The sequence below is a fragment of the Cyanobium sp. N5-Cardenillas genome, from assembly GCF_024345515.1.
Lineage (GTDB): Bacteria > Cyanobacteriota > Cyanobacteriia > PCC-6307 > Cyanobiaceae > Cyanobium.
The window spans coordinates 1-12,558 of record NZ_JAGQBG010000072.1 but is presented as its reverse complement, the minus strand read 5'-3'; the positions used below and the strand labels follow the sequence as shown (position 1 = coordinate 12,558).

Below are 12,558 nucleotides of genomic sequence, written 5' to 3'. Positions count from 1 at the left end.
AGGGAGCCAGCCAGTTCGCATCCCGCCGGACCGGCCCCCACCACCACCACCGACTGCAGGTAGCGGCGCCGCTCGGGATCCCCGGTCTGCTCGGCTTCTTCGAGGGCCATCAGCAGCCGGCGGCGGATCTCATCGGCGTGCTCGAGGATCTTCATCGGCGGCGCCAGGGGCCGCCATTCCTCGTGGCCGAAGTAGGTGCTGCCCGAGCCGCTGGCCAGGATCAGGTGGTCGTAGCCGTAGCGGTGGTCGTTGAACACCACCTCCCTGGCGTCGGTGTCGATGTCGACCACCTCGCCCAGCAGGATCTGGATGTTGGCGGCCTCGCCCACCATCTGGCGCAGGGGTGAGGCCACGTCGGCCTCCGAGACGAGCCCGGAAGCCACCTGGTACAGCAGGGGCTGGAAGAGGTTGAAGTTGCGCTTGTCGATCAGGGTGACGCGCACCGGCTTGCCGGCCAGGGCGTTGCAGGCCTTGAGCCCCGCGAAGCCACCGCCCACGATCACCACGTGGGGCCAGCCGCGCATGGCCTCCAGGGGTGGGTCCAGCTCAAGGAAAAAGCGTTCCGGGGCCATCGCACGCCTCGAGGGCCTCTCAACGTATCCAGATCACCGGGTTAGGGGTTGTAGTAGGGGCAGCGGTTTGGCTGGGAAGGGACGGCGTGGTCTGCAGGAGGCTGCTTCTGATCGTGAAAGAAAAACACACTCCCTCCGCCGTGCCATGTCCTTGGGCATCCCGTTTCCACGGGCTTAGTATGGGACTCTTCTCCTTAATCCGTGCACTTTCGTTGCACTGAAGTGCTGTGGATGTTCCCCCTCCCACGACTGTTGACACGGACGAAAAGCAAGATCTTGGCGTGCTTTTCGTTCATGGTATTGGGCAACAGAAACGAGGATCGACACTCGTCGGCTTTGGAGAGCCACTGTTTCGCTGGTTCCAGGAACGCTTCGATGGCATCGCTCGCAGTTGGTCGTTTACGGGCCTTCGTTTGTCCCAGCAGAGTGACTGGCTCGCCCGTAAGGAGCCGGGGTGGAGAGGTCCAGCGGGTCTGACAGATACCACCAAACACTTCGAGACGCTCAGATCCCTCGCCGGCAGCCTGGCGATGGATACCGCACAAGGGCCGCTGAAACCGTTGGAGGAGATGGCGAATGATGCCGCCGGAAACTTCGTCTGTGCCCGTGCCTTCCTTCGTGACGCCCAGGTAACAACCACGTCTAAAGACGCGCCTTCCCATGCCCTTCTCGAGCTCCAGGCGTTGGACAGGGAGGGCACCCTGCATGAGACGCGATGGTTGATGGCTGAGTCGTGGTGGGCTGAGTCCTTTGCCGCACCTCGGTTTCGTGAGCTGGCCACCTGGCTCATCGCCATCGTGCCTTGGACGATGGGATCGCACTTCGGTGTCCGTGTCAGGCGGTCGGTCAGAGGTATCAGAGCTCTGTCTGGCCTTGCGCGATTTGCTGCGGTGCTGTCGCTGCTGAAGAACATGTTGTTGCTGGTTTTTTCCTTGCCTGTGGCTGTGTTGCTGGAACTAGGTATTGCTGCCATCGTGTTGTTAGGTCTGCTGCCTATTCCTGGTCTGAGCCGAGTACTGGTCGCGATCGAAGGTCTACTGGCAAGCTTTCTCGGGGACAGTCTGGTGTTGGTGGGGAGTCCGATGCAGCAGGCGGCCATGATCGCCCAGGTGCATCGTGATGTGACTTGGCTGTCGGAGCGGTGCAAGCGTGTGGCCGTGATTGCGCACTCCCAGGGAGGCGCCGTGGCCCACCGAGCGCTGCGCGGCGCGCGACCACCTGAAGTGGCTTTACTTCTGACGTTCGGATCGGGATTGCGAAAGCTTGAGGAATTGGAGCAGATATCCAAGGAGTCCGATGGCTTCTTCGGACGTCTTTATCTTACTTTCGCGGCTGTTCTGCTGATTGGATTCTCGTTGACTGGAGCGAAGATCCTTGGGATGCTTGGAGTCATGGCCACTGGAATTATCGGCGTCAGCATTTGCATTTTTCTGCTGATCATGTATCTCTTCGAGTACCCGGCTCATGAGATCAACTGGCACGGGTCTCGCCAGAGGATGCAGGGCCTATGGTGGCTAGATCTCTATGCCACCGATGACCCAGTTTCCAATGGCTCACTCATGGATCATGAGTCTGATGTGATTGGGCCAGATTCTGTTGAGATCGTGAATGAGCGCTCTCTGGTAAGAGATCACACATCCTACTGGCGGAATACCGAAGAATTTGTGACCAGCGTTTCTCACGCTCTTTTGCATGTCGTTGGTGAGCCGTGGAAATCACTCAGCACCCTACCTACAGGTTCGTATGTCACTGGAAGGGTTCGGCGCAGGTGGCGTGTGGGATCCTTGTCCGCAGCTCACTTGCTTGCATCCATTTCTGCTCTGGCCGTGGTGTGGTCCCATGCCGGGGCATGGAGTCAACTAGGCATGTGGACTTTTGCGCAGATGCTCGGAGTAGTGAATTTCCTGTTTCCGGGCTTGATGCGTCATCCGACGCCAGTGCCGCCTACCAGAGAAGTCTGGTTGGCAACCTGCGGTGCCCTTCTCACGATCTACGCATCAAGCCGAGTGTTGCGGTGGGTATGGGAGCGCTGGGGTTCCCATGAGCTGAGTAACTTCTTCGGAGTTCGTCCAGGTGTTGAGCCTGGCGCACCAGTCTCGTCGTGGGTTCAGCGTTTCAATCCGGCATCCGCCGACATGAAAATTCTGAATGACACTTGGTTTTTCTTCGCGATGGCTGTGGCTCCAATCGTTATTGCGATCTGGTTTGCTCCCGCCCTCGTCGGTGGGCATGCGATCAATGTTTGGAGCGCCCTTCCTTGGGTGTCTGGTGTCGGGCTAATAGCAACTGTGATCGTTCTTCTTGGCATGGATCTCGCCAGCGCTCGAGCCAGAAGAGTTGCGCTTGAAAGGGAGCAGGCTGTCGCCAGGGCGGCCTCCGTGACGAGCCCTGAAACCCCCTGATACAGCAGGGGCTGCAAGAGGTTGAAGTTGCGCGTGTCGATCAGGGTGACGCGCACGGGCTTGCCGGCCAGGGCGTTGCAGGCCTTGAGCCCGGCGAAGCCACCGCCGACGATCGCCACGTGGGGCCAGCCGTGAATGGCCTCCAGGGGTGGGTCCAGTTCAAGGAAGAAGCGTCCCGGTGGCAACGGGACTGATCGTCAGGAGACAGCTGGAGGTAGCACCACATCCCTGGCGGTAGTGAAGGACGCGGTTTTCGAGGAGATGGGGAGGATGGACTGATAGATTGAGAATGATTCCCATACCCTCTTGCATGCCGCCTCGGTCACGCCAGACCCCATCCCGTCGTCCCCTGCTGGCCCTGGCCGTGGGTCTGTCCTCCCTCCTGCTGGCCTGCCGTCCGGCGGCGGAGTCGGCCGCACCCCAGGCCGGCCGCGCCGATCGCCCCAGGGTGGTGACCACCTTCCTGCCGATCACCCTGTTCACCCATGCCGTGGCCGGCGACTGCGCCGAGGTGACGGCGCTGATCCCCGCCGCCAGCGGCCCCCATGATTTCCAGGCCCGTCCGGGGGATGTGGCGGCCATCCGCAACGCAACGGTGCTGGTGAAGAACGGCCTGGGCATGGAGTCGTTCCTCGACAAGCTGGTGCAGGGCGCCGAAAACCCGGCCCTCAAGGTGATCGACTCCAGCCGGGGCATCGCCACCCTGGAGAACCCGGAGGAGCCCGCCGGGGAACACGCCGATGGCCACGACCACGGCCACGACCACGGTCCGACCAATCCCCACATCTGGCTCGATCCGGTGCGCGCCGCCCAGCAGGTGGACAACATCCGCGATGGCCTGATCGCCGCCGATCCGGCCTGCGCCGAGGGCTACCGCCGCAATGCCGCCGCCTTCACCGCCGAGCTGCGCCAGCTGAACACGGACTTTGAGAAGCAGCTGGCCCCGTTCCGGGGCAAGACCTTCGTGGTGGTGCACGACTTCGCCCCCTACTTCGCCGCGCGCTACGGCCTCAAGGCCGAGTACCTGGTGGATGTGCCGGAGCAGAACCCCTCCCCGGCGGATCTGTCGCGGGTGGCCGACACGGTGAAGCGCAGCCAGCTGCGGGCCCTGCTCAGCGAACCCCAGGAGGGCAACCGCTCCTTCAACGCCCTGGCCGGCGATCTGGGGATCCGCATCAGCGTCTTCGATCCGATGGAAACCGGCACCGAGGAGGCCTCCCGCAACCCGGCCACCTACGGCGAGGTCATGGGCCGCAACGTCACCGACCTGGTGAGCGCCTTCCGCTGATGGAAGCGCTGGAGGCTGGAGGCCTGGGGATCGGATGACGGCGTTCTCCCAGCTCGGCACGGTGATCGGCCAGCCGTTCATGCAGCGCGCCCTGGTGGGGGGACTGCTGACCGGGACCCTGGGCGGTCTGCTGGGCAGTTTCGCGGTGCTGCGCCAGCTGTCGTTCTTCAGCGATGCCCTGGGCCATTCCGCCCTGCTGGGTCTCAGCCTGGGCATCCTGCTGGGCCTCAACCCCACCCTGGTGCTGATCCCCTTCGCCGTGTTGTTCGCCCTGCTGGTGAACCTGCTGGTGGAGCGCAGCCAGCTGCCGGCCGATGCCCTGCTGAACATCGTGTACTCCACGTCCCTGGCCTTCGCCGTGGTGGCCCTCAGCCTGGTGACCACCTACCGGGGCGGCATCCAGCAGCTGTTGTTCGGCGACATCCTCGGCATCTCCTGGCTGGATCTCGGCCTGATCGCCGTGCTGTTGGTGGCGGCGGTGGGCTACCTGCTGGTGAGCCTGCGGGCCCAGGTGCTGCTCACCCTCCACGCCGATCTGGCCGGGGCCTTCGGCGTGGGCAACCAGGGGCACCGGATCGCCTTCATCCTGCTGCTCGCCGTGGTGGTGGCCGTGTCGATCAAGGCGGTGGGGGTGCTGCTGATCAGCGCCTTCGTGGTGATTCCCGCCTGTGCCTCCCGGTTGGTGAGCCGCCACTTCGGCTCCTATCTGGTGCTCTCCTCGGTGATCGGTGGCGGTTGCGCCGTGCTGGGGCTGCTCGGATCGGGCCTCACCAACCTCCCCTCCGGCCCCTGTGTGGTGATCGTGCAGTTCTTCGGATTTCTGCTGGCCCTCGCCGCCAGGACGATGTTGGCGCAGGCCTCGGCATCGGAGAGGGCGTTGTGATGCTGGAGCGGCAGGCCCAGATGCCGGCACACATCCGGCAACTTGGTGGGCCGCAGGCCCGCAGCACACCGGCATCGAAGCTGGCGTTGTGGGCGGCGATGAACTGCGCCACCTCCAGAGCGGCCGCCAGTTGCGGCCAGAGTTCAGCGAAGGTGGGTGCCTGGGCCACCTGCGACCAGCTGATGCCGTGGATGGCGGTGAACTGGAAGGTCCGCCGCGGTGGACGGATCAAGCGGTGCTCGCGGTGCACGATGGCTCGCCGCTCCACCCGCACCAGGGCGATCGAGCAGGCACTGTCCCGGCCCGGTCGGCCGTCTCGAAATCGAGGGCCACGAAACAGCCCTGCTGGAGATCTGCCAAGCCCGTGCTGCTCACCAGAGGCCGCGAATCGTCGGGGCTGAAGGCGCACGGGGGACACCGCCAAAGCGCCAGCGCACACCGCCTCCGTAGCTGAGTTCGTTGACGTTGCTCCGGAAGGAGCCCCCCACCCCGGCGTAGAGAGAGTACTGATCGGAGGTTTCCAGTTCCACATTCAGGGCGACATTGAGGTCGTTGGCCCCAAGGTTCTGCCCCAGCACGTCGATGGGCCCGAGGGCCGGAACCTCCGCAAAGGAGGCCGTCACCTGGTGCGGCTCGTTGGTGCCGGCGTAGAAGTCATACGCGTTGGCCACCGAAAGCCGGGGGATCAGGCGTGTCTGGCGGCCCAGTTGCAGGGGGGGGTCCAGGGAGAAGCCGATGCCACATACGAGGGAATCGGCCGAATGAGCGTTGACGCCCAGATTCAGTGACTGCGCGCCCGTTTCGGTGAGGCCACCCTGGTTGTAGCCGCTGTAGGCCACATCGGTGGTTGGCTTGAGGCGAACCTTGTCTTGCAACGCAAGGCACTGGATGCGGAGCCCCTGGCCACCCCAAGGGCTCACGGGCAACGCACCATTCCTTGGCCAGCCCGGCGCCACATCTGGAAGCAGCTGTTCTCGACCTCGAGCACCAGCGGGCGGAACAGATCGTTGCGCTGCCCGTCGATCAGTTGCTGCTGGTTGATCCAGGTGCCGGGGTAGGGCACCACTGTGCGGTAGCGCACGGCATCGGCGCCGGCGGCGGCCGTGAGGGTGGGCGTGGACACCACCGGCTCCGGCCCGAAGATGCCGGCGGCCGTGGAGCTGTCCACGCGGCGGCCACCGCTCACCACCCACAGCTGGCCCAGCTTGGCGGCCAGGTAGGGATGCAGATCGGCGCGACCGGTGGGGGGATCGCTCACCGCGTACAGCAGGCGGTCGATCTCCACCTTGAGGGCGGAGGGGGCACCGGCCGGGGCCGCCAGCAGGTCGGCGCGCAGGCTCTGGTAGAGGCCGATCACCTCCGTGACGGCCAGATCGCCCACGGTGGCCAGGCCCACCAGGCCCAGCGGCGTGGCCACCACCACCGGAGCGTCTCCGGCACTGGCCCAGGCCCGCTCGGAAGCCGTGAGGTGGGTGGCGCGATAGCGGCCCAGGATCGTGCCGGCGGGGCCCGCCAGGGCCACCGTGTGAAACACCTTGTCGCCCTCACGCTCGGGGTAGCTACCCACCAGGTAGCCATTGCCGGCCTTGGCCCGCTGCCCCAGCAGTCGCTCGAAGGCGCCCCCACGGGGCTCTGCCCGGCGCCGCAGCTCGGCGCCATCCAGGCCGGTGGGCAGGGCCGAGAGCTCGGGCAGCACCAGCAGCTCATTCGGCTCGGGCTGGCTGCTGCTCAGGCGTGAAGAACCGCTGCTCCACTGGGCGGCGGCCAGCTGTACGGGACGGCGGCTGGCGGTGGCCGTGATGTCCACCGGCGCCCGGCGCAGCGCCAGGAGGGGGTTGTAGAGCGAGGGCCGGCGTGCGGCCAGGCGCTGATCGCGCACGGCGTCGGCGTCTGCCGGGGTGATCGTGGCGGCGAAGATGCCGTTCAGGCCAGGCGGCAGCACCTCGGGCGGCACCACCGGCGCCTGCACGAGCTTGCGCCCGCTGGGCGACCAGATGCTGGATCCGCCGTTGTAGAAGAGTTGGCTGCCGGTGATCGGATTGCGCTCGATGCCGCTGCGCGTGGCCCCCACCACCCACACGCCGTTCAGTGCACTCATGTGCTGCACACTGGCCACCGTGGAATGGTTCGAGCGCGCCTGGGCTGCCGGCGTGCCGGGCATCACCCGATCGGAAACGGAATGCCAGCCGATGATCTGCGCACCGCGCAACGCCGCCAGCCTGTCGTACTGCCAATAGGTGTCGTCGTAGCAGATGATCAGGGCGATCCGGCCGATCGGCGTGGCAAAGACGCCCACGTCGGTATCGCCAGGGCCGAACAATTGCACGTCCTGGCCGTTCAGGCCGTTCTTGCGATATTTGCCGATGATGCCTTCCGGCCCCATCAACACAGCGGTGTTGTAGAAGAGCCCGGTGGCGTTGTCTTTTTCGGCCATGCCCACGCTCATGTAGAGCCCTGTGCGCTTCAGCACCGGCAGCAAGGCCGCGGTGGCCTGCCCGGGAATGGTGTCCACAAATGGCGCCAACTGGGCCGGGCCGGTGAAGTCGTAGCCGCTGATCGCCGTTTCTGGAAACACGGCGTAGTTCACACCTTCAGCAGCCACCCGCTCAGCGGCCTGCACCAGCCGGCGGATATTGCCATCGCGATCCCCCCAGGCGGGAATGAAATCCACCGCCGCCACCTTGATCGGGCGGCGGCCCACCTGGGCGCTGGCCGGCGAGGCCAAGCCAACAAGTCCCGTGACCAGCAGGCCGAACGAAGCAGCGGTCAGGCGCTGCAGGAGAACTGCCGTCATGGTCAGACACCGGTGGAGGCCACGCCAAGCCAGGCGCAGTGGCCCAATCATGGGAGACCGGTGCACGCCTGAGCACGGAACCTGTTGATTTTCAACGCAACGCCGGAACTGTTCTCGGAGTTCAAGCGATGCTGGGTTCCACCAGCCCAGCACCCGCAGCACGGGGCCATCAGGAAATCCTGGCTAGTTCACTTGCTTGACGTCGACGGTCGCCATCTGCAGATGGTTGCTGGCCTTGCAGATGACCGAACCCTTGCCAGTACCCCCCTGGTTGGTTCGGCTGGTGAAGGTCCATTGGAAGGTTCGCTGCGCCCCGTCATCCGCTGTTTCGTCAAACGGGCTGACCCGTTTGTAACTGTCTGGATGCAGCAGTTTGCCGGTTGCGAGTTTCTCGCATTCCGCCTGTTGTTCTGAGCGCCGATCCTTCACGGACACCTCAAGTGCCGGCGTGGGTCGGAAGGCAAGCCTGCCAAGCAGTCCGAGGCTGAGCAGAAGGATCAGTCCGGTGCCCCAGCGCGCGGCAACGACCCAGCGCGGTTGTCGGGCGTTCCGACCTCTCTGGCTCCGCAGGAGCCTTCCCAGAGGGCGCGATCGTCGCTTCTGAGTCCCCTGGCCCTGGGCTGGATGGCCTCGCTTGCGCCTCCTGCTGCGGCGCTTCAGCCAGGACGTCAGCGGATTGTTCAGACCGGCCATTCCGATGGCCTGCTGACGGGCGGGTGGACAGTAACCAATGAAAATGGGTTATTAATATTAACGGGGTACCATAGCAGTCCCTATCCGCGCACACGCCGCTTCTTCCCTCCCGGTTGGCGACGGCAGCTCGGGCGACCTTGCTCAGAGCTCAGCCCCGCAGAACTTGCAATGGTGCGCATCAGGATCATGGCCGTCCTTCCGGCAGGCCCCGCAGACGATCAGGCGCTTCTGATCCTCCTGCCGGGGGGCCTGGAACGCGCCCGTTCCGGCTGACGTTCCTTCGGCAGGCCGCAGCACCTTCAAGCCGATTTCGGCGCTGAGGATGCCGGTGGGTACGGCGATGATGCTGTAGCCGATCAGCATCACCACCGAGGCCATGAACCGCCCCAGGGGTGTCACCGGGGCCACGTCGCCGTAGCCCACCGTGGTGATGGTGACGCAGGCCCAGTAGATGGCCACCGGGATGCTGCCGAAGCCATCATTGCCGGCTTCGATCACATACATGAAGGCGCCGATCAGGATCACCAGCGTCACCATCGCCAGCAGGAACACGGTGATCTTGCGGCGGGCGGCGATCAGGGCGCTCCAGAGCAGTTCCGCCTCCTGCAGGTAGGCCCCCAGCTTCAGCACCCGGAACACCCTCAGCAGCCGCAGCACCCGCACCACCAGGAACAGCTGCCCGCCACCGATCAGCAGCCCCAGGTAGGAGGGCAGGATCGCCAGCAGGTCCACGATCCCGAAGAAGCTGGTCGCATAGCGCCGTGGCTCGGCCACGACGAGTAGCCGCAGCAGGTATTCGAGGCTGAACAGCAGGGTGAAGCCCCACTCCAGCCCCAGGAAGGTGCCGGCCCAGCGTTGTCGCAGCAGGGGATCGCTCTCCAGGACCACCGCCAGCACACTCAGGGCGATCGCCAGCATCAGCAGGGCGTCGAAGGACTTGCCGGAGGGGGTGTCCGTCTCGAGGATCGTGCGCTCCAGCCAGGGGCGGCCGACGAGTCGCACCAGCCCCAGGGCCAGGACGACCAGGCCGACCAGCAGCAGTGGCACCAGCAGCATCGCTAGCCACTCCCCAGGTAGGAGGCCCGCAGGCCTTCATCGGCCAGCAGGGCGGCGGCGCTGCCTTCCAGGCTGATGCCGCCGCTTTCCAGCACCACGCCGCGGTCGGCGATCTCCAGGGCGGCGGTGGCGTTCTGCTCCACCAGCAGCATCGACAGGCCTTCGCGGTGCAGTGCCGCCAGGGCGGCCATCACCTCGGCCACCAGCTTCGGCGCCAGCCCCAGGCTGGGCTCATCCAGCAGCAGCAGGTTGGGCCGGCCCATCAGTGCCCGGGCGATCGCCAGCATCTGCTGCTCGCCCCCGGACAGGTTGCCGGCCAGCTGGTGGCGCCGCTCCGCCAGACGCGGAAACAGGCCGTAGCAGCGCTCCAGGTCGGCAGCGATGCCGGCCCGGTCGCGGCGCATCCAGCCCCCCAGCTCCAGGTTGGTGGCCACGGTCTGCCGCGCCAGCACCCGGCGGCCCTCCGGGCAGTGGCCGATGCCGAGGCGCACCGTGCGGTGGGTGGGCACCCCAGCCAGGTCGGCGCCGCGCCAGAGCACCTGACCGGCGGCGGCGCCCACCAGCCGCGAGATGGTCCGAAGGGTGGTGCTCTTGCCGGCGCCGTTGGCCCCCAGCAGCGCCACCAGCTCGCCTTCCCGCACCTGCAGATCCAGGCCCCGCAGGGCGGTGAGGGCGCCGTAGCGCACCGTGAGCCGGCGCAGCTCCAGCAGCGGCGCGCTCATCGGCCGTCTCCGGCGGCACGGCCCGAACCGCCGCCCGAGCCCCCACCCGAGCCCCCACCCGAACCCCCACCCGAACCACCCAGGTAGGCCTCGATCACCCGCGGGTCGGTGCGCACCTCGGCGGGGCTGCCCAGAGCGATGCGCCTGCCGAAGTTGAGCACCGCCAGCCGGTCGCAGAGCCGCATCATTAGCGGCACATGGTGCTCGATGATCAGCACCGTCAGGGCGAAGTGGTCGCGGATCCGGCCGATCAGCTGCCGCAGGTCGTCCTTCTCGGCCGGGTTCATGCCGGCGGCAGGTTCATCCAGCAGCAGCAGCTGGGGTGCCGTGGCCAGGGCCCGGGCGATCTCCAGCCGCCGCCGATCGCCGTAGGGCAGGTCCCCGGCCCGCTGGTCGGCCAGGGCCTCCAGTTCCAGCAGGGTCAGCAGGTCCATCGCCCGGGCCTCCAGCCGCCCCTGGTGGCGGCGGAAGGCGCCGTTGCCCAGCAGGGCCCCCAGCTGTGGGGCGCGGGCGGCGTTGTGCAGCCCCACCAGCACGTTCTCGCGCACCGTCAGGCTCTCGAACAGGCGCAGGTTCTGGAAGGTGCGGGCGATGCCGAGCCGGTTGAGGCCGCTGGCCCCCAGGCCGGTGGTGGGTGCGCCCCGCCACAGGCAGCGGCCGCCGCTGGGGGTGGTGAGGCCGGAGATCACGTTGAACAGGGTGGTCTTGCCGGCGCCGTTGGGACCGATCAGGCCGAAGATCTCCCCCTCCACCAGCTCCAGGCTCACCCGATCGAGGGCCAGCAGGCCGCCGAAACGGCAGCTGATCGCCTCCACCTGCAGCAGGGGAGCCGTGGCCGTGCCGTCGGGAGGGCGGCTCATGGGGCCTGGGGAGCCTGGTGGCTCCGGTGGCGGCCCCGGCCCAGGCGGGTGGCCAGCCAGCGCAGCCGCTCCGCCGTCACCAGTCCCTGGGGAAAGAACAGCGGCCCCAGCAGGATCACCGCGCCGAACAGGATCAGACGCAGATCCCCCACCGGCCGCAGCAGCTCCGGCAGGGCGGTGAGCGCCAGGCCCCCCAGCACCGGCCCCAGCCAGAGGCGCGAACCGCCGAACACCACGAAGGCCAGGGTGGTGATGCTGGCGTCGAAGCTGCCGGCCCGGGCGTTCCAGGAGTTGAAGAAATGGGCCGCCAGCGCCCCGGTGACGCCGGCGAGCACGGCACTGGCCACGAAGGCGATCAGCTTGGTGCGGGGGGTGTCGATGCCAACGCTGGCGGCCGCCAGTTCGTCGTCGCGGATGGCGGCCATGGCCCGCCCCAGCCGCAGCACCTCCAGCCGCTGGCACAGCCAGCAGGCCAGGGCCAGCAGCGCCAGGGTGAACAGCACGTAGCCCTCGGCGTGGGCGAAGGGCTGGGGGATGCCGAAGATGCCCATGGCCCCGCCGGTGAAGGGCAGGTTGAGGTTGACCACCCGCAGGATCTCCACCAGGGCGATGGTGGCGATGGCCAGGTAGATGCCCCGCAATCGCAGCACCGGCCCGCCGATCGCCAGGGCGATCAGCCCCGCCAGGGCCCCGCCCAGCCCCATCTCCGCCAGAAGGGCCGGCAGCGGTGAGGTGACGCCGCTGCCGGCGAAGGCGGGGACGCGGGTGGAGAGCAGCGCTGCCACGTAGCCACCCACCGCATAGAAGCCCGGCGTCGCCAGGGACAGCTGGCCGCAGCGCAGCGGCAGGTACACCGAGAGCGCCAGCAGGGCGCCGAGCAGCATCTGTTCGAGCAGGGCGGCGTCCATGGCCCTCACACCTTGGTGGGCAGGGGCCGGCCCAGCAGCCCCCGGGGCCGCAGCAGCAGCACCAGGAACAGGAAGCCGTAGCTCACCGCATCCTTGTAGCCCGACCAATCGGCCGGCACCAGGGCTTCCGCCAGGCCGACGATCAGCCCGCCCAGCACCGCCCCCGGCACGCTGCCCAGCCCCCCCAGCACCAGCACCGCCAGGCCCTTGAGGCCGTAGCCGATGCCGAAGTAGGGCCCGGCGATGCTGACGCTCAGCCCCACCAGACCGCCGGCCACCCCGGCCAGGAAGCCGCTGAGCCCGAAGGCCAGCCGCACCATCGCCGTGCTGTCGATGCCCAGCAGCTGGGCGGTTTCGGGATCCTCGGCCACCGCCTGCAG

General features: G+C 67.0%; 13 protein-coding genes and 1 pseudogene. 3 read left to right on the top strand and 11 right to left on the bottom strand.

The genetic code is table 11. The features are described from left to right. Positions 1-572: NAD(P)/FAD-dependent oxidoreductase (locus KBZ04_RS07690; RefSeq protein WP_254991365.1), on the bottom strand; the 572-nt coding region annotated here is incomplete at its 3' end. A 227-nt stretch (positions 573-799) separates the two neighbouring features. Between KBZ04_RS07690 and KBZ04_RS07685 the strand changes: the two genes are divergently transcribed. Continuing rightward, the gene (locus KBZ04_RS07685) at positions 800-2,974 is read left to right on the top strand and encodes a hypothetical protein (RefSeq protein WP_254991367.1); all 2,175 of its coding nucleotides are present in this window, start codon (positions 800-802) and stop codon (positions 2,972-2,974) included. Here KBZ04_RS07685 and KBZ04_RS07680 read toward each other — a convergent pair. Continuing rightward, positions 2,932-3,159: pseudogene (locus KBZ04_RS07680) on the bottom strand (FAD-dependent oxidoreductase); the annotation flags it as partial. The gene KBZ04_RS07685 and the pseudogene KBZ04_RS07680 sit on opposite strands and share 43 nt — an antisense overlap. 125 nt (positions 3,160-3,284) lie before the next feature. Here KBZ04_RS07680 and KBZ04_RS07675 point away from each other — a divergent pair. Further along, complete coding sequence (locus KBZ04_RS07675) at positions 3,285-4,262, top strand: metal ABC transporter solute-binding protein, Zn/Mn family (RefSeq protein WP_254991364.1); 978 nt, start codon at positions 3,285-3,287, stop codon at positions 4,260-4,262. Positions 4,263-4,296: 34 nt separating this feature from the next. Beyond that, positions 4,297-5,145: a metal ABC transporter permease gene (locus tag KBZ04_RS07670; protein WP_254991363.1), complete on the top strand. Its 849-nt coding sequence runs from the start codon at positions 4,297-4,299 to the stop codon at positions 5,143-5,145. On the opposite strand, the gene KBZ04_RS07665 is transcribed toward KBZ04_RS07670, so the two are convergent. The 9 genes from KBZ04_RS07665 to KBZ04_RS07625 all read right to left on the bottom strand — a co-directional run. Beyond that, the gene (locus KBZ04_RS07665; RefSeq protein WP_254991366.1) at positions 5,030-5,395 is read right to left on the bottom strand and encodes an exonuclease domain-containing protein; all 366 of its coding nucleotides are present in this window, start codon (positions 5,393-5,395) and stop codon (positions 5,030-5,032) included. The two genes, KBZ04_RS07670 and KBZ04_RS07665, sit on opposite strands and share 116 nt — an antisense overlap. 121 nt (positions 5,396-5,516) lie before the next feature. Continuing rightward, positions 5,517-6,020 carry an autotransporter domain-containing protein gene (locus KBZ04_RS07660; protein WP_254991362.1) on the bottom strand — a complete coding sequence of 168 codons (504 nt, stop codon included), beginning with the start codon at positions 6,018-6,020 and terminating at the stop codon, positions 5,517-5,519. A gap of 41 nt (positions 6,021-6,061) precedes the next feature. Beyond that, positions 6,062-7,939: a nitrilase-related carbon-nitrogen hydrolase gene (locus KBZ04_RS07655; protein WP_254991361.1), complete on the bottom strand. Its 1,878-nt coding sequence runs from the start codon at positions 7,937-7,939 to the stop codon at positions 6,062-6,064. Positions 7,940-8,122: 183 nt separating this feature from the next. Further along, positions 8,123-8,368, bottom strand: coding sequence for a hypothetical protein (locus KBZ04_RS07650; protein WP_254991360.1), 246 nt, complete (start codon positions 8,366-8,368; stop codon positions 8,123-8,125). Positions 8,369-8,773: 405 nt separating this feature from the next. Then, on the bottom strand, positions 8,774-9,688 hold the full coding sequence (locus tag KBZ04_RS07645; RefSeq protein ID WP_254991359.1) for an ion transporter: 915 nt from the start codon (positions 9,686-9,688) through the stop codon (positions 8,774-8,776). A gap of 2 nt (positions 9,689-9,690) precedes the next feature. Next, complete coding sequence (locus tag KBZ04_RS07640) at positions 9,691-10,410, bottom strand: ABC transporter ATP-binding protein (protein WP_254991358.1); 720 nt, start codon at positions 10,408-10,410, stop codon at positions 9,691-9,693. Beyond that, entirely contained in the window at positions 10,407-11,270 is an 864-nt protein-coding gene (locus KBZ04_RS07635) for an ABC transporter ATP-binding protein (RefSeq protein WP_254991356.1), read from the bottom strand. Before KBZ04_RS07635 ends, KBZ04_RS07640 begins: the two co-directional genes overlap by 4 nt. Further along, entirely contained in the window at positions 11,267-12,178 is a 912-nt protein-coding gene (locus KBZ04_RS07630) for a branched-chain amino acid ABC transporter permease (protein WP_254991355.1), read from the bottom strand. Before KBZ04_RS07630 ends, KBZ04_RS07635 begins: the two co-directional genes overlap by 4 nt. 5 nt (positions 12,179-12,183) lie before the next feature. Then, positions 12,184-12,558 (bottom strand): ABC transporter permease subunit (locus tag KBZ04_RS07625; RefSeq protein WP_409995945.1); only part of this gene is annotated, 375 nt, incomplete at its 5' end.

Excerpts from the sequence above, each read along its gene's own strand:
- KBZ04_RS07645 (WP_254991359.1), bottom strand. The coding sequence starts at position 9,688 with ATGCTGCTGGTGCCACTGCTGCTGGTCGGCCTGGTCGTCCTGGCCCTG.
- KBZ04_RS07670 (WP_254991363.1), top strand. The coding sequence starts at position 4,297 with ATGACGGCGTTCTCCCAGCTCGGCACGGTGATCGGCCAGCCGTTCATG.
- KBZ04_RS07640 (WP_254991358.1), bottom strand. The coding sequence starts at position 10,410 with ATGAGCGCGCCGCTGCTGGAGCTGCGCCGGCTCACGGTGCGCTACGGC.
- KBZ04_RS07675 (WP_254991364.1), top strand. The coding sequence starts at position 3,285 with ATGCCGCCTCGGTCACGCCAGACCCCATCCCGTCGTCCCCTGCTGGCC.
- KBZ04_RS07630 (WP_254991355.1), bottom strand. The coding sequence starts at position 12,178 with ATGGACGCCGCCCTGCTCGAACAGATGCTGCTCGGCGCCCTGCTGGCG.
- KBZ04_RS07655 (WP_254991361.1), bottom strand. The coding sequence starts at position 7,939 with ATGACGGCAGTTCTCCTGCAGCGCCTGACCGCTGCTTCGTTCGGCCTG.
- KBZ04_RS07635 (WP_254991356.1), bottom strand. The coding sequence starts at position 11,270 with ATGAGCCGCCCTCCCGACGGCACGGCCACGGCTCCCCTGCTGCAGGTG.